This is a genomic window from Amycolatopsis alba DSM 44262 (genome assembly GCF_000384215.1).
Lineage (GTDB): Bacteria > Actinomycetota > Actinomycetes > Mycobacteriales > Pseudonocardiaceae > Amycolatopsis > Amycolatopsis alba.
In genome coordinates, this window is the sequence record NZ_KB913032.1 from 314476 (window position 1) to 337356 (window position 22881).

Genomic DNA, 22881 nt, shown 5'->3' on the forward strand with positions numbered 1-22881 from the left:
GGGTCTGATCACGCGAGATCCGGCCGACAGGCACCTATCACCGAACCCTCAGCCCCAGCACAGGATCCGGGCGCACTCTGGAAGCAGGGATCACCCAGGGGTGAGGAGAAGACCATGAGGGAACTTCCACACTGGCACACGGCGAGCGCGCAGGGGCCGCGCGAGCACAACGCGGACGCCGTCGGGGCGTACGCGGCCGCGGGCGGGGCGGGGATCGTGTTCGCGCTGGCCGATGGAGTCGGAGATCACCCGAACGCGGCACGCGCGGCGCGGACGGCGGCATCGGCGGCGGCCAGGACACCGGTCGAGCAAGGCGCGGTCGCGGCTGTTTTGGCTGCTCAGCGCGCTGTGCTTCAACTCGGCGGGGCCGGTGACTGCGTCCTCGTCGTGGCCGTCCAGACCGGCGACGGGTATGGCATCGCGTGGGTCGGGGACGCGCGGGCGTACGCTTGGGACGGTTACACCGTGCGGCAGGTGACGAAGGACCATACGCTCGCGCAGTACTTCCGCGACCACGACCAACCCGTGACACCGCGGATGGAACACGTCGTCACCACCAGCGTCCGCACGGCCAATGCTCACGAGATCGGCACGGCCACCGTCACCGCCGGTGGGCTTGTGCTCACCAGCGACGGCGTGCACAAGACGCTCAGCGGGCCGACCATGCTCGACATCCTCGGGATGCCGGACAGGGCGGCCACGGAGCTGGTGCGCACGGCGATCTCGCTCGGTGGCTCCGACAACGCCACCGCGATCGTGGTGGATCCGCCCGGTGCGGATCTCGCCACGGAAAAGTTTCGCGTCGCGGCCTGAACCGGGCGGTCAGGCCGCGACGCGATCCCTCTTCAGCTGCCGGTACTCGCGCAGGACCAGCACGACGATCAGGACGTCGAGGGCGGCGAAGAACGGCAGCGCGAGCGAGTGCGTGTGGATCGCGCGGAAGATCTCGTAGACCACGAAAGCCGAAAGCACGACCGCGGCCACGGGGTAGGCGCGCATCACCTTGCGGGCCAGCGCCCAGACCAGGCCGAGTTTGACGAGTCCGTGCGCGACGAGGTAGACGACGGCGAACGTCCGGCCCTCGACGAAGTGACCGGCGGCGAGTTCGAGGTGCCGGGCCAGCGTCCCCTCCGGGTCGCCGAGCAGGTCGCGGGTGACCACGGCGTGCGCGAAACCGGTGACGGCCGACGCCGGGACGATCATCAGGACGAGCCCGCCCACCAGCTGCAAAGCGCCATCGAGCCCCTTCAGGGTGATGGCGATCCGGAACAGCTTCTCGGTGCTCATGGACGCTCCCTCCGCGATCACCTCACCTTGCCGCACCCGGTCGCCGCCCGCAGCCACCGTCACCGGAACAGGCGGTCTCCGCAGGACCGGCACCGCTCGTGCCGCGCCGTCCGGCCGGACGGGTCCCTGCCGTAGAAGGGAAAGCACGGCGCGCCGCAGACGGCGAGGTAGATCCGCCCGCACCGCAGCGGCCGCCCGCCGACGTTGTGGGCAACGGCCAGCGCCTGATGGCGCACGCCCGCCTCGGGCAGCCAGCCCTCGCCGGGCAGCTTCGCGAGCACGTCGGCGTTGACGTCGTCCGAATGGCGGAGCAGCGCCGTGCCGAGGTCGGTGAGCCGTTCCCCGAGATCGCGGAGCAGGTCCGCGCGAGGTGTGCCGTCCTCGACCATCCGGGTGATGCAGGAGAGATCGGCACCGAGTGAACCGTGGAGGTCGCGGATCCGGTCGAGCAGGCGGTGGTCCATGCCCTCCCATTAGGGCGTTGCGCGCCGGCAAGGGAAGAGGTCAGGACGTGTAGGTGACCCGGCCGTTCATCACGGTGGCGGTGACGGGCATGTCGCGCAGCCCTGCCGGGGACAGCTTCGCCGGATCCACCGCGGTGACGACCAGATCCGCGACGTCCCCGACGGCCACCGAGGCCCGGCCGCCGGACGCCGCAGCGAGCGCGGCCTCCAGCGGCATGGCCTGTTCGGGGTGCCAGGGCGGACGGCCGTCGTCGGTGCGGCTGACCGCCGACGCGATCGCGTCCCACGGGTCCAGCGGCGCGACCGGCGCGTCCGAGCCGAACTCCAGCGTCACCCCGGAGCGATGCAAAGCGCCGTAAGGGAAGGCCCGATCGGTCCAGCCGTGCCAGTGCCGGTCGGCGACGTCGCGGTCGTCGGGCTGGTGAGCGGGCTGGACACTCGCCACGACACCCAGCTCGGCGAAGCGCGCGACGTCCTCGGCACGCAGCAGCTGCGCGTGCTCGATGCGGCCGGCGCAACCGACGTTCTCGAAGGCGTCGAGCGCGATCTTGTTGGCGTGGTCGCCGATCGCGTGCACCGCGGGTGAAAGGCCGTGCTCGGAAGCCTTGCGCATCAACGGTTCCAGCTCCTCGGGTGGCAGTTCGAGCAGCCCGTGGGACTCGGTTCCGGCGTAGTGTCCCACGCAGTACGCGGTGCGGGTGTTGAGCGAACCGTCGACGAACAGTTTGAACGGGCCGACCGTGAGCAGCCCGCCGGTGTCCGGGAGGACGTCGCCGGTGCGGTGGCCGCGTTCGACGGCGGTTTCGAGCAGATATTTCGCGATCACGCAGGAAACCCGGACCGGTAAGGGTTTCCGCGCCAGCCGTCGCCGCCAGGCGGTGACCGTGTCGGTGTACTCGTAGTCGACGATCTCGGTGACGCCGCGGGCGGCCGCCGCGTCGAGCGCGTCGGCGACCCAGCCGTCGATGACCGCTTCGGGGGCGACGGGGAGTTCGGCCGTCGCGCTCATACAGTCGTTCTCCAGCAGCACACCGGTCGGATGCTCGCGGCCGACGAGCTTCAGCGCGGCGGGGCTGAGCCACAGCGTGTGGAGGTCGGCGCTGAACAGGGCGACGGGATGCCCCGGCAACGCCTTCTGCAGCAGGTCCTTGTGCGGCGTATCCGGCCAGAGGCCGTCGCGGAACCCGGCGCCGAGCACGAGTTCGCCGGGAGGCGCGGGATGTGCCAGCAGGTGGGCGAGCACGAGGTCGACCGTATGCGCGGCGGACGTCGCCTCCCCCAGTGGGATCCGGCGGCGCGCGGCCGACCACTGCGCCGTGTGCACGTGCGCGTCGACGAGGCCGGGCAGCAGCGTGCCGCCGTGACCGTCCAGGCTCTCCGACGCCTCACCCGCCTGCCCCGGCCCCGCGATGGCCGCGATCCGGCCGTCCTTGATCAGCACGTCCGACAGGGAACCCGCCAAGCCGACCCGGACCCGGCGCACCAGAAGATCGTCCACGCCCTCACTTTGCCAGCCTGGCCGCGTTTAGTCCTCTGAATGCGAGGAGTCAGGAGCGGGCGAAGGTGAGCTTTCCGAGCGCGGCGACCAAAGGCGCGAGTTCGGGGAGCTCTTCGGCGGCGGCCAGCGCCTCGGTGAGGACGGTGTCGTGCGTCGGCCGCGCCGCCGCGAGCAGTTCCTGCCCCGACGGCGTGACCTCCGTGTAGATCCCCCGCCGGTCGTCCGCGCACAGGTACCGCTGCAGCAGTCCCCTGTCCTCCAGTCTCGACACCAGCCGCGTCGTCGCCGACTGGCTGAGCACGACGGCGTTCGACAGCTGGTTCATCCGCAGGTGGAAACCGTCCTGGCGGGCGAGCACGTCCAGCACGGTGTACTCGGTGACGGACAGCTCGTGCTTCTGCGCCAGCGCGCGCTCGAGCGCGTCCTCGATCCGCGCGTGCAGTGCGGCGAGGGTCCGCCAGCCCTGAGCGCGTGCTTCCACGGCGTCGTCGGCCAGTGACACGGTTCACCTCTTCCCCGGTTGCCCGAGCTTTGTTGCGTCGTGCATCATCAAGCGTGTGCAATATGCGGCGCGTGCAACTATCTCAGGCGCTTGTAGTTGCTCACGCCAGACACCACCACTCTACGGGAAGAAGTGAGGCCTCCATGCCTGCCGCTCTGCTCGCACTGGCGATCAGCGCCTTCGGTATCGGCACCACCGAATTCGTGATCATGGGCCTGTTGCCCGAGGTCGCGAGCGACTTCGGCGTCTCGATCCCGTCCGCGGGGCTGCTGATCTCCGGCTACGCGCTCGGCGTCGTGGTCGGCGCCCCGCTGCTGACCGCGCTCGCGTCACGGATACCGCGCAAGACGGTCCTGGTCGGCCTGATGGTCCTGTTCATCGCAGGCAACGTCGTTTCCGCGCTGGCCCCCACCTACGGCCTGCTGATGACCGGCCGCGTGATCGCCGCGCTCTCGCACGGCGCGTTCTTCGGAGTCGGCGCGGTCGTCGCCTCCTCGCTGGTCGCGCCCGCGAAACAGGCCAGTGCCATCGCGCTGATGTTCACCGGGCTGACCGTCGCCAACGTCCTCGGCGTCCCCGCCGGGACGGCACTCGGGCAGGCGTTCGGCTGGCGCTCGACGTTCTGGGCCGTCAGCGTCCTCGGCGTGATCGGCCTGATCGGGATCCTCGCGCTGGTACCGGTACAGGCGACGTCGGAGAGCGCCGGGCTGCGCAGCGAACTCGCCGTCTTCCGGCGGCTCCAGGTCTGGCTCGCGCTGGCGATGACCACGCTCGGGTTCGCCGGGGTGTTCGCGGCCTTCACCTACATCGCCCCGATGATGACCGAGGTCGCCGGCTTCTCCCCCGGCGCGGTGACCTGGCTGCTGGTGCTGTTCGGCGCCGGCCTGTTCGTCGGCAACCTGATCGGCGGCAAGGCGGCCGACCGGTCGCTGATGCCGAGCCTGTACGTCATTCTCGCCGCGCTCGCGGCGGTGCTGGTCGTGTTCGTCTTCACCGCGCACGCCCAGGTTCCCGCCGCGATCACCATCGCCGTCTTCGGCGCCGCCGGTTTCGCGACCGTCGCGCCGCTGCAGGCCCGCGTGATGGACAAGGCCGAAGGCGCGCCCGCGCTGGCTTCGGCCGCCAACATCGCCGCGTTCAACCTCGGCAACGCCGGGGGCGCGTGGCTCGGCGGCAAGGCCATCGAGGGCGGTCTCGGCTACACCGCGTCCAGCTGGATCGGCGCGGCCCTGGCGCTCGCCGGACTGCTGGTCGCGGTCATCTCAGGCATGCTCGACCACGGGCGACGAAAGGCTCGTCGCGCCGAACTGGCCCCCGCCGCCTGACCCGTGAACACCCACGAAAGGAACGCAAGTGACCGACATTCCCACCGTCAAGCTCGACAACGGGGTGGAGATGCCGCAGCTCGGGTTCGGCGTCTTCCAGGTGCCGGACGAGGAGACCACCGCCGCGGTCAAGGCCGCGCTGGACGCGGGCTACCGCAGCATCGACACCGCCGCGATCTACGGCAACGAAGCCGGTGTCGGCAAGGCGCTCGCCGAGTCCGGGATCGCCCGCGACGAGCTGTTCATCACCACCAAGCTGTGGAACAGCGCACAGGGCTACGACGCCACGCTCAAGGCGTTCGACGCCAGCCTGGCGAAGCTGGGCCTGGAGCAGCTGGACCTCTACCTGATCCACTGGCCCACACCGGAGCGCGACCTCTACCGCGACACGTGGAAGGCCTTCGAGAAGCTCTACGCCGACGGCCGGGTCCGCGCGATCGGCGTCTCGAACTTCCAGCCCGCCCACCTCGAACGGCTTCTCGACACCGGCGCGGTGACCCCGGCGGTCAACCAGGTCGAGGTGCACCCGTACCTGCAGCAGGCCGAGGTGCGCGAGTTCGACGCGAAGCACGGCATCGTGACCGAGGCGTGGAGCCCGCTGGCCAAGGGCGGCGACCTCCTGGGCGAAGCCGCGGTGAAGGCGCTCGCGGAGAAGCACGGCCGCACTCCGGCGCAGGTCGTCCTGCGATGGCACCTGCAGCTCGGCAACGTCGTGATCCCGAAATCCGTGACGCCGTCGCGGATCAAGGAGAACCTCGACGTCTTCGGATTCGCCCTGTCGGAGGAGGACATCGCTTCGCTGGCCGTGCTGGACCGGGGCCTGCGAACCGGGCCGGATCCCGACACCTTCAACGTCGCGTAGCACCAGCCCCGTGAGCGGTAAGGACGGTTCTAACCGTCCTTACCGCTCACGAGGTCTTGGGCAGCCGGTTACTATTCGGCCGCACTGACGGCAGTTGTGCGAAAAGAGGTAACCGGACGATGCAGGCCCGAGGACGCGCCGTCCTCGCGACACTTCTGCTCGTGGCGTTCCCAGTGGTGGTCGTCGCGGTGGGTGTCGCCAGTGTGGTGGCCGGCCTGCAAATTCCGGGCAAAAGCGGCATTTACATCATGGGTGCCGGGCTCGCGATCATGATCGCGCTCGGCTTCGGGCTGGTGAGCGCGCTGCGGGCACGGCGTCCTCCGATCGAGGGACCGCGGCTGGACCGCGACGCCCATCCCGCGCTGTGGGAGATGATCGACGACCTCGCCGCCCAGGTGAAGACGCGCCCGCCGGACGAGATCGTGCTGATCGGCGAGATCAACGCGGCGGTCAGCGAGGACGCCCGGTTCCTCGGCCTGCGACCGGGCCGCCGCACGATGCTGATCGGCCTGCCGTTGCTGGCCGCGATGAGCGTGAGCGAACTGCGCTCGGTGCTCGCGCACGAACTCGGGCACTACAGCGGCGGCCACACCCGCCTGCTCGCGCTGACCTACCGCGGCACCCAGACGCTCGCCTTCACCGTCGACAGGCTGGACGGCGGCCCCGCCAGGGCCCTGCTCTCCGCCTACTCGAAGCTGTACCTGCTGGTCGCGCGGTCGGCGAACCGGCGGCAGGAACTGCAGGCCGACGAGGCTTCCGTACTCGCGGCGGGAAGCCGGACGGCGGCCGCGGCCCTGCGGAAGGCCGCGACGCTGAGCCCGCTCTGGAAGGACTACGCCGAGCGCTACCTCTCCCTCGGCGCGACGGCGCGGCGCACTCCCGCGGTACTGCTGGGGTTCCGGTCGTACCTCAACCACCCGGTGCAGCGGGACTGGATGGCCGAGTACGCCGAAGACGTCATCGACGGCGAAGAGCTCTCGAAGTACGACAGCCATCCGCCCACGAAGCGGCGGATCGCCGCACTGGCCGGTGTGCCGGACAACCCGGTGAAGCCGGACGCGCGGCCGGGCTGGGCGCTGCTGGGCGCGCCGAAGGTCGACGTGCCCGAGGCGGAACTCGACGTGCTGATCCGCGACGTCGGGCCGCGGGCGGACTGGGACGAGGTCATCAAGCGGGCCGGCCGCGCTTCGGTCGCGGAGGGCGCGAAGCTGCTGACCTCGGCCGGGATCGAGAGCAGGCTGGCGCCGCGCGGCACGATCGGCGAGGTAGTGCGGGTCCTGCGTGACGGCGACGCCGACGCGCTCGCGAAACCCCTGAGGGCCCCGTCCCGCGAAGAGGGCCGCGAACTGCTGACCGAACTGTTCGCCGACACCGTCACCGCCGCGATGATCGACAACGGTGTCGCCGCGCACCGCCTGAACTGGGGCGGCGGCTGGGAACTGTGCCTCGGTGACGGCGAGCCGTTCGACGTCGTCGAACTGGTCGGCCCGGCGGTGCAGAGCCCGCGCGCGGTCGACGAACTGGTCCACAACCTGCAGCTGCTGAACGTGCCGGCCGCGTATTTCTGCAAGCAGGAGCCCCACCGGGAGCCGGATCCCGCCGAAGCCCGGATGCTCGGGATGTTCACCGCGCTGAAGGCCAAGCGGAGCCTCTACGACCTGATCGTCTGCGACACCGAAGTGGTGCTCCTGCCGATGGCGCGGGCGGTACTGATCCGCCGCGGTCTCGCCGGCCTGATCGGGGCGCGCGGGGTGTCGGACCGCAAACGGATCCGGAAGCTGCGGGAACGCGGGCTCGACGACCTGCGCGCCGAACCGGGCGCGCGGCGGATCCCGTTCACGGACATCGTCGCGGGTGGTTTCCCCCGCCGGAAGCTCACCGCCTACCTGACGCTGGACCTCTCCGACGGCGAGACGCTGGAGCTGGCGATGACCGGCAACACCGAGGACTTCGGGACCGCGCACGACGAACTGACGGCCTTCTTCGGGTCGCTGAAGGCTTGAGGACGGCGGCTTCGGTGACGCCCTGGCTGACTTCGTGAGTGGCGATTCAGCGGGTGACAGGGGACGACGATGCAGGATTCGGGACGTTCAGTGTCCAGATTCCTTCACCGTCGCGGGCTTGCTCCGGTCTCGGTCCTTGATCAACGGAGGATCCGGGACAGCCGGCTGGGGCTGGTGTCCGTGGACGAGACTCTCGCTAGGGTTTGATCGCCACGCCGCCGAGGCTCAGGTGGTTCAGCTGGGTCAGCGGCGCGAGGCGCGGGCCCTCCGGCCACCATTCGTGCAGGTGCACGAGGCCGGGGTCGAGCATCTTCAGCCCGTCGAACAGCGACTCGATCTCCTCGCGGCTGCGGTGCACCGTCGGGTAACCGATGCTGCCCATCAGGCCGTCGAGCTTCCGCGCGAACGCGCCGCGCGGACCTTGGCCGTCGGTGTAATAGTGCGTGAGCAGCAGATACGATCCGGGAGCGAGCGCGTCGACGTAGCCGCGGACGATGGCCTGCGCCCTGCCGAGGTCTTCGATGTGGTGCAGCACCGCGTTGAAGAGCACCGCGACCGGGCGGTCGAGTTCGAGATGCTCCGCGATCACCGGATCGCTCAGCGTCTGCTCGGGATCGCGCAGATCCGCGCCGCTGACGTGGACGAGGTGGTCTTCCAGCAACGCCAAACCGTGCGCCTGGACCACCGGGTCGTCGTCGACGTAGATGACCAGCGCGTCGGGGTTGTACCGCTGCGCCGTCTGATGCGTGTTCTCGATGTAGGGCATGCCGGAGCCCAGATCGAGGAACTGGCCGACCCCGCGGCCGCCGGCGAGGAACCGGACCACCCTGGTCGCCCAGGACCGGAACTCCTTGGCCACCGCGGCGCCGTCGGGGGCCACCGTGAGGAAGGCGTCGACGGCTTGCCTGTCGATCTCGTAGTGGTCGTGTCCCCCGAGAAGGGCGTCTTTCATCCGGGCGAGATTGGGTTTGTCGTAGTCGAGGGGCGGGAGCGGGCGCCTCGGCACAGACCGGACCTCGTCCGAAGTCATGGACACGCTCCACCCTTCAGCCGTGTGCGGATCGCGGCGAACACGGTCCACGGCTCCCTCGACATCGACGGACAGTGCACAGGCTACGACATGGCGTACCGGTAAGTGAACTCCCCAAGGGCCTTGGTTACCTGCGATGATCATCCGAAGACGAGCTCGCGCCAGGTGGCTCCGCCGTCGGTGGTCCGGTAGACGGCCGATCCCCCGTCGGCGTCGGGCAGCCCGTCGACCACTACCCCGACCCGTTCGTCCGGGAAGTCCAGATCGTTGAGGCAGACCCCGCGACCGCTGAGCACGGTCGTCGTCCAGCTCACCCCGCCGTCGACCGTGCTGTGCAGGAATCCGGTGCCGCCGCCTTCCGCCGCGACGGTCGCCGCCGCGGGCGAAGCGGCGCTGAAGCTCTGGTTGATCCCGAGAATGGGCGCTTGCGCCGATCCGGTGAACCGCCCGCCGAGCTTCGGCGCCCGCCACAGCCGCCGGACGGTCGCCCCCGGCTGCGGCGTGCCCGGTCCCCCGCTGCACAGCGCCAGCACCCGCCCGCGCCGGATTCCGCTCAGCAGAGCCGAACTGTCGGCCGGGCAGGGCGGCGGCGCGGCGGTGAAGGCCAGGCCGTCGGACGAGGTCCAGTACTTCTGCACGCGGTAGTCCGCCCCCATCGACACCTGCACGCCGCCGCTGGTGGCGACATCTCCGTAGGTCACAGAGCCGGTGACGGTGAACCCCGTGACCGGCTGGAGAACCCGCGCGCCGGAGAGCCCGGAATACAAGGTCGTCGTCGACGGGCTGCCGAAACCGGTGACCATGGCGAACACCCGCGGCCCTGATTCGGTTATTTTCGAAACATAGAAGGGTTCCCGGACCCCGGCGAGCCGGACTCCCGACCAGGTGCCGCCCCCGTCGTGGCTGGCGAGCAGCCGGTTGCCGTCGGAGAGGAAGACGTCGTGCTCGTCGATCACGGCGAGCTTGACCTGATTGTGGTTGTCCGGCAAGGAGATCGGCGGGACGCCGACGTGCCGCCACCGCTTCCCGCCGTCGGACGTCGACAGCAGCGACGCGCACCATCCCGGTTTCCCGCACGGCGAGAACCCGAGGACGAACCCGCGCGACGGTCCGGTCCAGCTCGTCGACGCGGGGGCGAAACCCTTGGGCACCAGCGAATCCGCGGCAGCGGCCGGGGTGCAGACGGCGAAGGCGGTCAAGGCGGTGGCGGCCAGCGCGGCCCACCGGTTCGGCTTCATGACCACGAGACGTGCGGCCTTCGCGGGGGTTGCCCGCCATTCGGGGTGAGCCCCCAGATCATCTCCGGTACGCTCTCAAACCTTGTTTCGCACAGGGCCGGACCGGGTATACGGCGTTCGGCCGGTGAGACGGAGGTAGCACCGATGGACGACGCGGGTTCGCGTGGTGACGACGACGAGGAATCCGATGCGGGGACCACGGAGCGTCGCTTCAGCCTGAACGTCCACGATCCGGACCATCTGCCGCGCAAACTCGCCGGCCGGTACGAGGTCGGCGACCTCCTCGGCCGCGGCGCGACCGCGCGGGTCTTCCGCGCCCGTGACCTGCACGAACGGCGCGAGGTCGCCCTGAAACTGTTCCACGCCGACACGATGACCCGCGACGAGCGCCGACGGCAACAGGAGATCGAGGCCCTCAGCTCGGTCCGGCACCCCGGCCTCGTCCCGCTCTACGACGCCGGCTCGGACGACGGCTACACCTACCTCACGATGCGGCTGGTCGACGGGCCCAATCTGGCCCAGCGCCTGCGTTCCGGCCCGCTCTCCCAGGACGCGGTCGTCGAACTGGCCGCCCGGTTGTCCGACGCGCTCGCCCACGTCCACGCGCACGGAATCACCCACCGTGACCTGAAACCGGCGAACATCCTGATGGCCGACGACGGCCCGCTGATCGGCGATTTCGGGGTGGCGCACGCCTTCGACGCGACGAGGGTGACCGAGACCGGCGGCGTCGTCGGCACGGCGGCGTACATGGCGCCCGAACAGGTCCGCGGCGAGAACGTCGGCCCGCCCGCCGACATCTACTCACTCGGCCTGGTCCTGCTCGAATGCCTGTCCGGGGAACGGGAGTACACCGGGACGCCGGTCGAGGCCGCGATCGGGCGGCTGCACCGGCCGCCCCGGATCCCCGCCAGGCTGTCGGTGACCATGACGACGCTGTTGCGCGGGATGACCGCGCAGAAGCCGTCACAGCGCCCGACCGCGGCGGCGATCTCCCGGATCCTGCTGGAGGACTCGACCGGGACGAAGGTCGCGCATCTCGGCACCGGCACCCGCAAGCGGGCGGCGGTGGTCGCCGCCATCAGCGCACCCGCCGCCGCGATCACCGTCGGCGTGCTGCTGGCGTTCAACCAGACCGGGACGAACCTTCCGCTCCAGCCGAGCGAGCCACCGCTCCCGGCGGCGACAGGCGCCTCCAGTCCGGCGGCCGGACAGTCCCCGCAGTCCTCGAAGGCCGCCGAAGTGCCCACCCAGGGCACGAAAGCGACCCACGGCACGGTCGTGGTGACCGAAGTCGTGCCGGTCTCGGCGAATCCGCCCCGCGTCACCGAAAGCGTCGGCGTCACGACGACGCCGGACAACTCGACCCCGGCAGGCGGCGATCCGAGCATCTCGCACAAGCCGAGCGGTTCGAAGACCAAGACCAAGACGAAGACCAAACCCCAGCCACCTGGCTGAGCGTCCGCCCGGCCAGGCTGTCCACTGTGGACGATGATGGGAGACGGCGATGACCTATCTCAATGACCCGCGCGAGCCACAGGAAGAGATCGTCGAACAAACACCGGCGAGGATCCGTGTCGTGCGTGTCGTCAACGCCCTGGTCCACGCGATGTGCTGGATCTTCGCGCTGGTGCTGATCGTGCACATCCTGCTCGTGTTCGGCGAAGCGAATCCCGGCAACGGGTTCGCGCAGCTGATCGACCAATGGTCTCGCGCGGTCTCGCTCGGACTGCGCGACCTGTTCACCCCGGACGGCGCCAAATTGAGCACGCTGTTCAACGACGGCCTGGCCGCCCTGCTGTGGCTGATCATCGGCGGGGTGGTGACCGACCTGGTCTCCCGGATCGGCCTTCCCGGCCCGAAACGGGTCTGGTACCGGCGGACGCTCAGCTGAGCGAACCCGGTCTCCCCGGCGGAACGTCACCGGCCCCGGCCTGTTCGGCCCTGGCATCGGGGACGTCCGGGGTGGCGGTGGCCTCCGCGGGCTGTTTCCGGTCCTGTTCCGGCTCGGTCTCGAAATGCTCGCGGCACCACCGGCCGTAGCGTCTGGCATGCACGGTCATCGCGGCACCTCCCTCTCCACCTCCACGATCCCTCAGTTATGTGACGCGCGCCACTCGTTTATCGGGGTCGGCGGCCGAATTCGGTCACGATCTCGGCGCAGAACGCGGGCAGATCATCCGGATTCCGGCTGGAGATCAGGCCGTTGTCGTTGACGACCTCCTGGTCGACGACGATGCCGCCGGCGTTGCGGATATCGGTGCGCACACTCGGGTACGACGTGAGCGTGCGGCCGCGGACAACGTCGGCCTCGACCAGCGTCCACGGCCCGTGACAGATGACGCCGACCGGTTTGCCGCTGTTCACGAAATCGCGGACGAAGCGGACCGCGTGCTCGTCCGCGCGCAGATTGTCCGGATTCATCGTCCCGCCAGGGAGCACGAGCGCGTCGAAGTCGTCGACCGTGACCTCCTTGACGACCCGGTCCACGGCGAACTTGCCCGCCTTGTCGATGTCGCCGTTCATGGCCTGGATCTCGCCGGGTTCCAGCGAGACGACCTCGGCCGTCGCCCCGGCATCGGTGACCGCTTTGCGCGGTTCGACCAGTTCCACCTGCTCGACGCCGTCCGCCGCGAGGATGGCCACGCGGCGCCCGTTCAGCGATGTCGTCATGGGTTTCCCTCCTGAGTCGTCCTCGCATCCGGACTACCCCAGGCAGGGCCCGCCAAACCACGGGGCTACGGGGCGGGCCGCGTCGCCTCGATCGCGAGGACGGCGATGTCGTCGTGCGTCCCGCTGCCGAGCCATTCCCGCACCGCGGAGCGGACCCTCCCGACCACCTCGCGGCCGGAAAGTCCCCGGCAGCCGGTCAGCAGTTCACGCAGCCGCTCGTCCCCGAACAGGTCCGACGACCGCTCGTGATGCCGCGCTTCGGTGATCCCGTCGGTGTAGAGCAGGCAGACGTCGCCTTCGGCCAGCCGGACGGCCGTCTCGGCGAACCGGGCCTGCGGGGAGATCCCGACCAGGGTGCCGGGCAGGGTGATCTCGTCGACCCCGCCGCGTCGGCGGATCACCAGCGGCGCGGGATGCCCGCCGGAGGCCAGGGTGACGCCGAGGCCGTCTTCGCCCGCCAATACCGAACCGAGCACCAGCGTGGCGAACCGGCCACTGCCACCGGTGATCAGCAGGGAGTTGAGCAGGCTCAGCAAAGTCGTGTTGTCGTGCTCGACGAGATCGAGCGCGGCGAGGGTCTGGCGGACCCGTCCGGTGAGCGCGGCCGCCTCGGCTCCTTTGCCGCAGACGTCACCGAGGACGAACATCGCGCCGCCGTCGTCCCTCGGCAGGACGTCGTAGAAGTCGCCGCCGACGTCGAGCAGCCCGCTCGACGGCTCGTACCAGACGTCGAACTTGACGCCGGGCACCGACGGCGGCGGCGTCGGGCGCAGCGTGGTCTCCAGCCCGCGGGTGGCCTCTTCCTGGCGGGCGTAGCGATGCGCGTTCGCCAGCGCGGTGCCCGCCGCGCGGGCGAACTCGGTCACCGCTCGCGGGTGGTCGTCGCCGAACGCGGGCGCGCCGCGCCTGCCGAGCACGACCGCGCCGGTGACCCCGGTGCCGCTGTCGGATCCCAGCGAGACCACGGTGACCGACGAATGGACGGCGAGCCGCTCCGCGACGACGGCGGGCAGCGTCGCGATCTCTTCCTCCGGGACCGTTTTGGCCTCCGGTTCCCCGGCGGAGGCGAAGGTGCCGGCGAGCACCGGCGCCAGCTGGGCCGGGACGCGGCGGATCCGGCCGTGCCCGTGGTTGGTGCGGTGGTCACAGCTCCACCACTCCCACCGGCCGCGGGTGGTCGGCAGGAGCACGAACACGCAGTCGGCGAGTTCGGCCGCGGCGAGCTCGGCGATCACCTTCGCCGTCCCGTGCCGTCCCCGTGCGGAGGCGAGGCGGGGCGCGGAGCCTGCCAGGAAGCCGTCCACGCGGGGGCCGTCGGCCGCGACCGCGGAGGTCACCGTCCACGCGTGCCAGCCGCCGGGCAGCGTCCGGATCCGCGCGGGGAACCGGCGGCCCGTGTGCTCGACGTGGCCGACGTCGGGGCCCTCGGCGGTCAGTATCGGGCGGCCGCCGCCGAACAGCTCGCGGGCGGCGGGATTCGACCAGCGCAACGCGCCGCCGGTGTCCTGCACGAGCACGGCGTCACGGACGTCTTCGAGCAGCTCGCGCCAGAACCTCCCGGATTCGGGCAGCGCGCCCTCACTCGTCGTCGGCGACGACTCCGAGGGGAGCGACGTCGAGGCCGGGGCAGGCCGTGACACCATTCCCGGACCTCCTCCTGCCTTGCGGGTAGCGCAGTGTGAGCGGGCGGACTGGCTCGAAGTGTAGGTCGAATCATGGCACGCTGATGCGACGACCATGGCTTGGCATGCGTGGTGGAGAGGGTCGACACAGATGACACAGCACTCCCAAAGGCATCGGACGCCCGTGGAAGGTGGTGGCGGCCAGGTGGACGAAGCGACCCTGGAACGCCTGCTCGCGGCGGCTCGTGACCTCGGGGACGGCAACTTCCGGCGCCGGTTCGTGGCGCACGGCGACGGGCTCGCGGGCCAGCTCGCCGGTGCCTTCAACGACATCGCCGAACGCAACCAGCGGCTGGTGACCGAACTTCTGCGCGTCCGTGAGGCGGTCGGCAAGGAAGGCAGGCTCACCGAACGCGTCGCGGCCGAGGTCGGCCCCGGCGGCTGGGCCACCGCGGTCGACGTCGTCAACGGGCTGCTCGAGGACGTGAGCAGGCCCACGGCCGAGCTCAACCGGGTCCTCGGCGCGGTCGCCGACGGCGATCTGTCCGAGCCGATGCCCCTGGAGGTCGGCGGGCGGCCGTTGCAAGGTCAGTTCGCCGAGGTCGCGAAGACGGTCAACGGCCTGATCAAACAGCTTTCGCGGTTCGCGACCGAGGTCACGAGAGTGGCCCGCGAGATCGCCACCGAAGGGCGGCTCGGCGGACAGGCCGAGGTCCCTGGCGTGGCGGGCACCTGGCGTGATCTCACCGACAACGTCAACGTGATGGCCAGCAACCTGACCGACCAGGTGCGCAACATCGCCCAGGTCACCACCGCCGTGGCGCGGGGCGACCTGACCCAGAAGATCAACGTCGACGCGCGCGGCGAGATCCTCGAACTCAAGAACACCGTCAACATCATGGTCGACCAGCTCTCGTCCTTCGCGGATGAAGTCACCCGCGTCTCGCGCGAGGTCGGCAGCGAAGGGCAGCTCGGCGGACAGGCGCAGGTCCCCGGCGCGGCAGGCACGTGGCGTGACCTCACCGACTCGGTGAACCTGATGGCGGACAACCTGACCGACCAGGTCCGCAACATCGCCCAGGTGGCCACCGCGGTGGCGCGGGGCGACCTGTCGCAGAAGATCAACGTCGACGCCAAGGGCGAGATCCTCGAACTCAAGAACACGCTGAACACCATGGTCGACCAGCTCTCGTCCTTCGCGGATGAAGTCACCCGTGTGGCGCGCGAGGTCGGCAGCGAAGGCCGTCTCGGCGGGCAGGCGACCGTGCCGGGCGTGGCGGGCACCTGGCGCGGGCTCACCGACTCGGTGAACCAGATGGCGGACAACCTGACCGACCAGGTCCGCAACATCGCCCAGGTCACGACCGCCGTCGCGAAGGGTGACCTGACGCAGAAGATCACGGTCGACGCGCGCGGCGAGATCCTCGAACTCAAAACGACCGTCAACACGATGGTCGACCAGCTGTCCTCGTTCGCCGACGAGGTCACCCGTGTCGCGCGCGAAGTCGGCACGGAAGGTCAGCTCGGCGGGCAGGCGCAGGTGCCGGGTGTCGCCGGGACCTGGCGCGACCTCACCGGGTCGGTCAACTTCATGGCGAACAACCTCACCGCGCAGGTCCGCAACATCGCCCAGGTGGCGACGGCGGTGGCGAAGGGCGACCTGTCGCAGAAGATCGCCGTCGACGCCAAGGGCGAGATCCTCGAACTCAAGAACACGCTGAACACCATGGTGGATCAGCTGTCGTCGTTCGCCGACGAGGTCACCCGTGTCGCCCGCGAGGTCGGCAGTGACGGGCGCCTCGGCGGGCAGGCGCAGGTGCCCGGCGTGGCCGGGACGTGGAAGGACCTCACCGACAACGTCAACTTCATGGCGAACAACCTGACCGACCAGGTCCGCAACATCGCCCAGGTCACCACCGCCGTCGCGAAGGGCGACCTGACCCAGAAGATCATCGTCGACGCGCGCGGCGAGATCCTGGAGCTCAAGAACACCGTCAACATCATGGTCGACCAGCTGTCGGCGTTCGCCGACGAAGTCACCCGTGTGTCCCGCGAGGTCGGCACCGAAGGCAAGCTCGGCGGCCAGGCGCAGGTGCGCGGCGTCGCCGGGACGTGGAAGGACCTCACCGACAACGTCAACGTCATGGCCACCAACCTCACCGACCAGGTGCGGAGCATCGCCACGGTGACGACGGCGGTGGCGAACGGCGACCTGTCGAAGAAGATCTCGATCGACGCGCAGGGCGAGGTCGCCGTCCTCGCCGAGACGATCAACAGCATGGTCGAGACGCTGCGCGCGTTCGCCGACGAGGTCACCCGTGTCGCCCGCGAGGTCGGTACCGAAGGCATCCTCGGCGGCCAGGCCCGCGTGCCGAACGTGGCGGGCACGTGGAAGGCGCTGACGGACAACGTGAACGTCATGGCCGACAACCTGACCGGCCAGGTCCGCAGCATCGCGACGGTAACCACTGCGGTGGCGCAGGGCGATCTGTCGAAGAAGATCGACATCGACGCGCGCGGCGAGATCCTCGAACTCAAGACGACCATCAACACGATGGTCGACCAGCTGTCGGCGTTCGCCTCCGAAGTCACCCGTGTCGCCCGCGAGGTCGGCACGGACGGCACGCTCGGCGGTCAAGCGGAGGTACCCGGCGTCGCCGGCACGTGGTCGAGGCTGACCGAGAGCGTGAACCAGCTCGCCGGGAACCTGACCACGCAGGTGCGGGCGATCGCGCAGGTGGCCACCGCGGTGACCGCGGGCGACCTGACGCGGCACATCACCGTCGACGCGTCCGGGGAGGTGGCCGAACTCAAGGACAACATCAACCAGATGATCGCGAACCTGAAGGAGACCACCCGCGCGAACCGCGAACAGGACTGGCTCAAGACCAACCTCGCCCGGCTGTCCGCGCTCATGCAGGGACACCGCGATCTCGCGTCGGTGGCGTCGCTGATCCTGTCCGAGCTGACCCCGCTGGTGTCCGCGCAGCAGGGCGCGTTCTTCCTCGCCCGCGAGGACGAGCAGGAAGAGGTCGTCCTGGAGAGCATCGCCACCTACGGGCTGGCGAAGTCCCAAGCGGGCCTGCGATTCTCCCCCGGCGAGTCGCTCATCGGGCAGGCCGCGGTCGACCGGCGCACGATACTGGTCCACGAGGCCCCGCCGGAGTACGCGCTGATCTCGTCAGGGCTGGGCTCGGCCGCCCCGGTGAACGTGATCGTGCTGCCGGTGCTGTTCCAGGGCGAGGTACTCGGCGTGCTGGAACTGGCGACGATCAACGCCTTCAGCACCGTCCACATCGACCTGCTGGAGCAGCTGAAGGAGACCATCGCGGTCAACGTCAGCACCATCCAGTCCAACTCGCGCACCGAAGCGCTGCTGACCGAATCCCAGCGCCTGGCACAGGAACTGCGCGCGCGGTCCGAGCAGTTGCAGGCGCAGCAACGGGAACTGCGCCGGTCCAACACGGATCTGGCGGAGAAGGCGGCACTGCTGGCGCAGCAGAACCGCGATATCGAGGTCAAGAACAGCGAGATCGAGCAGGCGCGACAGGAACTCGAAGAGCGCGCGGGGCAGCTGACCATGGCGTCGCAGTACAAGTCCGAGTTCATGGCGAACATGTCGCACGAGCTGCGGACCCCGCTCAACAGCGCGCTGATCCTCGCGAAACTCCTGTCGGAGAACCCGGACGGGAACCTTTCGGAGAAGCAGATCCAGTTCGCGCGGACGATCTACTCCGCGGGCAGCGACCTGCAGCAGCTGATCAACGACATCCTCGACATGGCCAAGGTCGAGGCGGGTCACCTGGACCTGCAGATGTCCGACGTCACGCTGCCCGAACTGGTCGAGTACGTCGAATCGATCTGCCGTCCGCTCACCTCGGACAAGGGGCTGGAGTTCGCGGTCCTCATCGATCCGCCGGTGCCGTCGTCGATCCACACCGACGAGCACCGCGTCCAGCAGGTGCTGCGGAACCTGCTGTCCAACGCGGCGAAGTTCACCGACGAGGGCGGCGTGCGCCTGCACATCCGGATGGCCGACGCGGGCGAGGTCGAAGCAGACTCGCTCCGGCAGGCCCCCGGCGTCCTCGCGTTCGCCGTCGAGGACACCGGGATCGGCATCGCGCCGGACAAACTCGCGATCATCTTCGACGCGTTCCGCCAGGCCGACGGCACCACGAGCCGCAAGTACGGCGGCACCGGGCTGGGCCTGTCGATCAGCCAGCAGCTGACCGAACTGCTCGGCGGCGAACTGCGGGTGCGCAGCGACCCCGGCAAGGGCAGCACGTTCACCCTGTACCTGCCGGTGAGCGCGGCGAACCTGATCGTCCCGACCACGCAGGCGAGCGGTGTCCCGCTGATCATGGCCGTCCCGCAGGTGATCCCGGTGACCCCGTCGCTGCGGTTCCACGGCGAGAAGATCCTGATCGTCGACGACGACCTGCGCAACGTCTTCGCGCTGGCCGCCGTGCTGGAGCGCAACGGCCTGGAGGTCATCTACGCCGAGACCGGCGTCGCGGGCATCCGGGCGCTGGAACGGCACGAGGACACCGCGCTGGTGCTGATGGACGTGATGATGCCCGAACTGGACGGCAACGCCACGATCACCGCGATCCGCGCCGAGGCCGCGCACGAGGATCTGCCCGTGATCGCCGTCACCGCGAAGGCGACCGCGGAGGACAAGGCGCGGACGCTCGCTTCGGGCGCGGACGACTACGTGACCAAGCCCGTCGACACGGACAGGCTGCTGGACCTGATCGCGGTGCACCTGGAGGCCGATGCCGCCTCCAGCGGCCTCTCGCAGGCCGTAACCCCCGCCGCGGACGCCTCGGATAGGACCGCGGACTGAGCTTTGGGCCCGCGACGGCGTCGGCCAGGTCGTCCTGAAGGCCACCTTTGAGGCGTTCAACGTCCCGAAGGTGGCCTTCAGGACACCCCGGCTTCTGGCCTCGGACATGAAAGAACCCGCAGGCCAGGCGCCTGCGGGTCTCGTTCGAAGCGGTGGAGCGGGTGACGGGAATCGAACCCGCGTAGCTAGTTTGGAAGACTAGGGCTCTACCATTGAGCTACACCCGCGTGCCCCCGAAGTACCGGGTGCGAAAACAGCTTAGCGTGACCCGCTAGGCTGTGCGCACACCCCCCGGTGAAGATCGGGGAGTCACGGGATGTGGCGCAGCTTGGTAGCGCATCCGCTTTGGGAGCGGAGGGTCGCAGGTTCAAATCCTGTCATCCCGACTCAAGGTCTTCGACCTGCAAGAACGCCCAGGAAGGTCCTGGCGTCGTCCAGGCTCGACTTCTGTCGAAACGCGTAACCCCTCGACGTGGTGAAGCGACGTCCCCGGTGCCCTGTCGGCACCGAGCCAGGGGAGGTCCGCATGGATTCGGTCATCAGGCACCCGCTCACCATCCTGCTGATCAGTGCGATCGTCACCGGGCTCCTGGTCCCGTCGGTGACCCGGCGATGGCAAGACCATCAGAAGGCCCTCGACATCAAGGCGCTGCTCCTGAGGCAGCTCAGTGAGCACATCACCCGCGTCATCACGTTCTGCTGGTTCCGGGAGCTCGGCCAGAAGCCGGACCTCAACGCCGACGATCGCGCCGGGTTCGACTGGCGGTACGGCGAGTGGACCGTCATGTCCCAAGTGCTCCAGGCACAGTTGGAGATCTACTTCCGCCGAAGCCCGGACGTCGCACGGCACTGGAGCGAGTACAGCCAGATGCTTCGCGATTTCTATGACCTGACCTGGGACAAGGATGGACGTGACGATCTGCTGTCCAAGCTCGAGAATCGCTTCAAGGACAACAAACTCTGGACGATCGAGGTGAGGACATGGCGAGGTCCGAGCCAGATCCACATCGATCGACGGTGCGAGCTCCAGGTCTCTTGGCCCGATTTCCGGAACGCCGAAGACGCGCCCAGGTTCATGCGCACCGAGTTCTGGCGGCTCAAACAAGCCATGGAAGCGCCACGGTTCCCGTTGGCTCAAGCCATTCTCAAGGCTCCCATCGAGTCGTTGCGCTGAAGCGACGCTCGTCGGCCGTCGCGCATCCGGGCAGGATGGGATCATGGAGATCCGCCTGGCACTCGCCACCGACGCCCCCGCCGTGACCCCCTTGCTCGCGCAGCTGGGCTACCCGGACAACACCGAGACCGACGTGCGCCGCAGGCTCGAACGCTGGGCCGGTCATCCCGAAGGCGCCGCGTTCGTCGCCGTGTCGGACGACGGCGTGGTCGGCGTCATCGCGGTGGTGGCGATCCCGCTTCTCGAACGGGAAGGCTCCGTGGGACGGATCGTGGCCCTGGTGGTGGACGAGAACCAGCGCCGGACCGGGGTCGGACGCGAACTGATCGCCGTGGCAGAAGAGCAGGCGATGCGGTGGGGCTGTGTCGCCATGGAGGTCAGCAGTTCCCGCCGCCGGATCGCCGCGCACGCCCTCTACCGGGCCCACGGGTACGAGGACCGCTGCGAGCGCAGCGCCAAGTTCTACCGCACGCTGACCGCCTGACACCCGCTTGTCACACCACCACAAACCGCCGCCCCGGCGCCGCCGCGGGTTCTCCTTCCGTCACGAAGTCGCAGGCCACGTCACGGAAACACCATTGAGTCTCCGCTTCACGAAGGAGACCCCGAATGAAACTCTTCCACTCGCCGGCGCTGAACGGCTCGTAGTCGTGCTCGCCGCGTTCCATGTTGTCGGCCAGTTCGTCGCGAACTCGCCGGGCGCGCCTGTGCGCTGCGACGTCAGCTTCGGCAACGACGTCACGGTGTCCGGCGGCAAGCTGAACGTGACGTGGGCCGTCGCCTGCCGGTGGACCGACGACGGCCAGCTGTCGACCGAGGTCAGGGACATCAACATCCAGATCGCCATCCGCAAGAACGGTCGGGTCATCCCGCCGGCGAAGACCTGCCTGCCCGCGCCCAGCGCGTCCACGACGCGCAGCCACCGGGTGAACTTCGACGGCACCTCTGGCCGGTACGACAGCGCGATGTTCGCGACGGTCACCTGGAACGACGGCTACCCGCCGATCAGCGGCCTGTTCTTCTCGAACGGCTCCATCATCACCTGATCCAGGACAGGCGCCAAGTCCTCCCGTGGTTCATTCACGGGAGGACTTGGCTCGTGACTCCCGGATGCTGAGAGCCCTAGGCCCTCCGGCACCCGCTTGCGAACATCGGCACCGTGACCGGCAGGCGGAGCGCCAGTGCCAGCGCGGTGCTCCGCGCGGTGCTGGACGAAGGGGCGATAGCGCGCAGCACCATCGCGCGCCGCACCGGGCTGAGCGCCGCCGCCGTCACGGGGCACGTGGCGGAGCTGATGCGCCGCGGATTCCTCACCGAGCTGCCCGAGGTCGCCGGCGCGGTCGGCAGGCCGTATGTGCCGCTGGACCTCGACACCGGGCGGTTCGTGGTGTGCGGCGCGCATATCGCGGTCGACCATCTCACCGTCGGGCTGCTGGACCTGCGCGGGAAAGTGCTGGCGCAGCTGGAGGCGCCGCATCACGGCGCCGAGCCCGCCGTACAGGTCGCGCAGATCGCGGAGCTGCTCGACGATCTGCTCATCGGGCACGCACCGGAGCGGACGCCGCTCGGGTTGGGGGTGGCGACCGGCGGCTGGGTCGACGAGGCGTCGGGGACGGTGGTGGAGCACGGGCTGCTCGGCTGGACCGGGGTGCCGTTGCGCGATCTGCTCACCGAGGTCACCGGGCTCGACGTCCGGGTCGACGGGCATTCGCGGGCGCTCATCCACGCCGAACGCCTGCTGGGGCATCCGAGAGCGCGCAGCAGTGTCGTGCAGTTGTTCACCGGCAACGTGGTCGACGCCGCCTTCGCCACCGGCGACACCGTCCATCACGGTCCTCGTTCGGCGGCGGGCGCCGTCGCGCATCTTCGGGTCGACGACAGTGACGAGCCTTGCCACTGCGGGCGTTCCGGCTGTCTCGAAGCCACGGTGTCCGAGCGCACGGTCGCCCGCAAAGCCGTCGAAGCACAAATCATCGAAGAACCGGATTTCCCCGGCGTGCTCCATTTGGCCGCATCGGGAAACAAAGGCGCCGTCGCCCTTTTCCATGAGCGCGCACGAATCATCGGACAGGCCGTCGCCTTGCTCTTCGACGTCCTCAATCCGGAGATTCTCATCGTGCTCGACCAGAGTGTACGTGACGTCGAAGGCTGCCTTTCCACGATCCGGGACGAGGTGTCGCAACGGTCCTGGATCTGCCAGGACGCGGTCAAAAACGTTGTGGCGTCGAGCTTTCCGGGAACCGAGCTGGCGACAGCCGGCGGTGCGGTCATGCTGAACGCCCTCTACGAAGATCCGCTTTTCACGGACCTCGCGAACGCTTCCTGAGTTACTTCATTAAATCGCAAAATTGACGCTC

General features: G+C 69.3%; 20 protein-coding genes and 2 tRNA genes. 12 read left to right on the forward strand and 10 right to left on the reverse strand.

What is annotated here, in order from left to right; all coding sequences use genetic code 11:
- Window positions 1-114 precede the first annotated feature (114 nt).
- Entirely contained in the window at window positions 115-813 is a 699-nt protein-coding gene (locus AMYAL_RS0101340) for a PP2C family protein-serine/threonine phosphatase (protein ID WP_020629499.1), read from the forward strand.
- Window positions 814-822: 9 nt separating this feature from the next.
- Here AMYAL_RS0101340 and AMYAL_RS0101345 read toward each other — a convergent pair whose 3' ends face one another.
- Genes AMYAL_RS0101345 through AMYAL_RS0101360 form a run of 4 tightly spaced genes read right to left on the reverse strand, consistent with a single transcriptional unit; the run spans window position 823 to window position 3751 of the window.
- Window positions 823-1287, reverse strand: a complete 465-nt coding sequence (locus tag AMYAL_RS0101345; protein WP_039795132.1) for a DUF2127 domain-containing protein — start codon at window positions 1285-1287, stop codon at window positions 823-825.
- 59 nt (window positions 1288-1346) lie between these two features.
- A complete protein-coding gene (locus AMYAL_RS0101350; RefSeq protein ID WP_020629501.1) occupies window positions 1347-1751 on the reverse strand; it encodes a hypothetical protein in 405 nt (134 codons plus the stop codon).
- Between the two features lie 40 nt (window positions 1752-1791).
- Window positions 1792-3249, reverse strand: coding sequence for an amidohydrolase (locus AMYAL_RS0101355; protein WP_020629502.1), 1458 nt, complete (start codon window positions 3247-3249; stop codon window positions 1792-1794).
- 49 nt (window positions 3250-3298) lie between these two features.
- Window positions 3299-3751, reverse strand: coding sequence for a MarR family winged helix-turn-helix transcriptional regulator (locus AMYAL_RS0101360; RefSeq protein ID WP_020629503.1), 453 nt, complete (start codon window positions 3749-3751; stop codon window positions 3299-3301).
- A 143-nt stretch (window positions 3752-3894) separates the two neighbouring features.
- On the opposite strand from AMYAL_RS0101360, the gene AMYAL_RS0101365 reads away from it, so the two are divergent.
- The 3 genes from AMYAL_RS0101365 (at window position 3895) to AMYAL_RS0101375 (ending at window position 7941) form a co-directional block, all read left to right on the forward strand.
- Window positions 3895-5076, forward strand: a complete 1182-nt coding sequence (locus AMYAL_RS0101365; protein ID WP_020629504.1) for an MFS transporter — start codon at window positions 3895-3897, stop codon at window positions 5074-5076.
- A gap of 28 nt (window positions 5077-5104) precedes the next feature.
- Window positions 5105-5938, forward strand: a complete 834-nt coding sequence (locus AMYAL_RS0101370; RefSeq protein WP_020629505.1) for an aldo/keto reductase — start codon at window positions 5105-5107, stop codon at window positions 5936-5938.
- A gap of 161 nt (window positions 5939-6099) precedes the next feature.
- A complete protein-coding gene (locus AMYAL_RS0101375) occupies window positions 6100-7941 on the forward strand; it encodes a M48 family metalloprotease (RefSeq protein ID WP_245192742.1) in 1842 nt (613 codons plus the stop codon).
- Window positions 7942-8137: 196 nt separating this feature from the next.
- Here the strand turns inward: AMYAL_RS0101375 and AMYAL_RS0101380 are convergent, their stop codons facing one another.
- Window positions 8138-8971, reverse strand: a complete 834-nt coding sequence (locus AMYAL_RS0101380; RefSeq protein ID WP_020629507.1) for an SAM-dependent methyltransferase — start codon at window positions 8969-8971, stop codon at window positions 8138-8140.
- Window positions 8972-9111: 140 nt separating this feature from the next.
- A complete protein-coding gene (locus AMYAL_RS0101390; RefSeq protein ID WP_084702301.1) occupies window positions 9112-10209 on the reverse strand; it encodes a sialidase family protein in 1098 nt (365 codons plus the stop codon).
- 144 nt (window positions 10210-10353) lie between these two features.
- On the opposite strand from AMYAL_RS0101390, the gene AMYAL_RS0101395 reads away from it, so the two are divergent.
- A complete protein-coding gene (locus tag AMYAL_RS0101395) occupies window positions 10354-11667 on the forward strand; it encodes a serine/threonine-protein kinase (protein ID WP_020629509.1) in 1314 nt (437 codons plus the stop codon).
- A 49-nt stretch (window positions 11668-11716) separates the two neighbouring features.
- Complete coding sequence (locus tag AMYAL_RS0101400) at window positions 11717-12103, forward strand: hypothetical protein (protein WP_020629510.1); 387 nt, start codon at window positions 11717-11719, stop codon at window positions 12101-12103.
- Here the strand turns inward: AMYAL_RS0101400 and AMYAL_RS49780 are convergent.
- The 3 genes from AMYAL_RS49780 to AMYAL_RS0101415 all read right to left on the reverse strand — a co-directional run bounded on the left by AMYAL_RS49780 (window position 12096) and on the right by AMYAL_RS0101415 (window position 14525).
- Window positions 12096-12272 carry a hypothetical protein gene (locus AMYAL_RS49780; protein ID WP_020629511.1) on the reverse strand — a complete coding sequence of 59 codons (177 nt, stop codon included), beginning with the start codon at window positions 12270-12272 and terminating at the stop codon, window positions 12096-12098. The two genes, AMYAL_RS0101400 and AMYAL_RS49780, sit on opposite strands and share 8 nt — an antisense overlap.
- Before the next feature lie 58 nt (window positions 12273-12330).
- Window positions 12331-12882, reverse strand: a complete 552-nt coding sequence (locus tag AMYAL_RS0101410) for a type 1 glutamine amidotransferase domain-containing protein (protein ID WP_020629512.1) — start codon at window positions 12880-12882, stop codon at window positions 12331-12333.
- A 65-nt stretch (window positions 12883-12947) separates the two neighbouring features.
- Entirely contained in the window at window positions 12948-14525 is a 1578-nt protein-coding gene (locus tag AMYAL_RS0101415) for a SpoIIE family protein phosphatase (protein WP_020629513.1), read from the reverse strand.
- 184 nt (window positions 14526-14709) lie between these two features.
- On the opposite strand from AMYAL_RS0101415, the gene AMYAL_RS45470 reads away from it, so the two are divergent.
- Window positions 14710-19350 carry a HAMP domain-containing protein gene (locus AMYAL_RS45470; RefSeq protein ID WP_020629514.1) on the forward strand — a complete coding sequence of 1547 codons (4641 nt, stop codon included), beginning with the start codon at window positions 14710-14712 and terminating at the stop codon, window positions 19348-19350.
- Window positions 19351-19503: 153 nt separating this feature from the next.
- On the opposite strand, the gene AMYAL_RS0101425 is transcribed toward AMYAL_RS45470, so the two are convergent.
- A tRNA-Gly gene (locus tag AMYAL_RS0101425) sits at window positions 19504-19577 on the reverse strand.
- Window positions 19578-19662: 85 nt separating this feature from the next.
- Between AMYAL_RS0101425 and AMYAL_RS0101430 the strand changes: the two genes are divergently transcribed.
- The 5 genes from AMYAL_RS0101430 (at window position 19663) to AMYAL_RS0101455 (ending at window position 22850) form a co-directional block, all read left to right on the forward strand.
- Window positions 19663-19736 (forward strand) — tRNA-Pro (locus tag AMYAL_RS0101430).
- Window positions 19737-19876: 140 nt separating this feature from the next.
- Entirely contained in the window at window positions 19877-20524 is a 648-nt protein-coding gene (locus AMYAL_RS0101435; RefSeq protein WP_020629515.1) for a hypothetical protein, read from the forward strand.
- Between the two features lie 43 nt (window positions 20525-20567).
- A complete protein-coding gene (locus AMYAL_RS0101440) occupies window positions 20568-21008 on the forward strand; it encodes a GNAT family N-acetyltransferase (RefSeq protein ID WP_020629516.1) in 441 nt (146 codons plus the stop codon).
- 94 nt (window positions 21009-21102) lie between these two features.
- Window positions 21103-21570, forward strand: coding sequence for a hypothetical protein (locus AMYAL_RS45475; RefSeq protein WP_143267954.1), 468 nt, complete (start codon window positions 21103-21105; stop codon window positions 21568-21570).
- Window positions 21571-21683: 113 nt separating this feature from the next.
- The gene (locus AMYAL_RS0101455; protein WP_020629519.1) at window positions 21684-22850 is read left to right on the forward strand and encodes an ROK family transcriptional regulator; all 1167 of its coding nucleotides are present in this window, start codon (window positions 21684-21686) and stop codon (window positions 22848-22850) included.
- Window positions 22851-22881: the final 31 nt, after the last annotated feature.

Bases quoted from the DNA above. Each gene is read 5' to 3' on its own strand.
- AMYAL_RS0101440 (WP_020629516.1), top strand. From the start codon at position 20,568: ATGGAGATCCGCCTGGCACTCGCCACCGACGCCCCCGCCGTGACCCCC.
- AMYAL_RS0101435 (WP_020629515.1), top strand. From the start codon at position 19,877: ATGGATTCGGTCATCAGGCACCCGCTCACCATCCTGCTGATCAGTGCG.
- AMYAL_RS0101395 (WP_020629509.1), top strand. From the start codon at position 10,354: ATGGACGACGCGGGTTCGCGTGGTGACGACGACGAGGAATCCGATGCG.
- AMYAL_RS0101340 (WP_020629499.1), top strand. From the start codon at position 115: ATGAGGGAACTTCCACACTGGCACACGGCGAGCGCGCAGGGGCCGCGC.
- AMYAL_RS0101400 (WP_020629510.1), top strand. From the start codon at position 11,717: ATGACCTATCTCAATGACCCGCGCGAGCCACAGGAAGAGATCGTCGAA.
- AMYAL_RS0101390 (WP_084702301.1), bottom strand. From the start codon at position 10,209: ATGAAGCCGAACCGGTGGGCCGCGCTGGCCGCCACCGCCTTGACCGCC.
- AMYAL_RS0101415 (WP_020629513.1), bottom strand. From the start codon at position 14,525: ATGGTGTCACGGCCTGCCCCGGCCTCGACGTCGCTCCCCTCGGAGTCG.
- AMYAL_RS0101350 (WP_020629501.1), bottom strand. From the start codon at position 1,751: ATGGACCACCGCCTGCTCGACCGGATCCGCGACCTCCACGGTTCACTC.
- AMYAL_RS49780 (WP_020629511.1), bottom strand. From the start codon at position 12,272: ATGACCGTGCATGCCAGACGCTACGGCCGGTGGTGCCGCGAGCATTTC.
- AMYAL_RS0101380 (WP_020629507.1), bottom strand. From the start codon at position 8,971: ATGACTTCGGACGAGGTCCGGTCTGTGCCGAGGCGCCCGCTCCCGCCC.
- AMYAL_RS0101365 (WP_020629504.1), top strand. From the start codon at position 3,895: ATGCCTGCCGCTCTGCTCGCACTGGCGATCAGCGCCTTCGGTATCGGC.
- AMYAL_RS0101410 (WP_020629512.1), bottom strand. From the start codon at position 12,882: ATGACGACATCGCTGAACGGGCGCCGCGTGGCCATCCTCGCGGCGGAC.
- AMYAL_RS0101345 (WP_039795132.1), bottom strand. From the start codon at position 1,287: ATGAGCACCGAGAAGCTGTTCCGGATCGCCATCACCCTGAAGGGGCTC.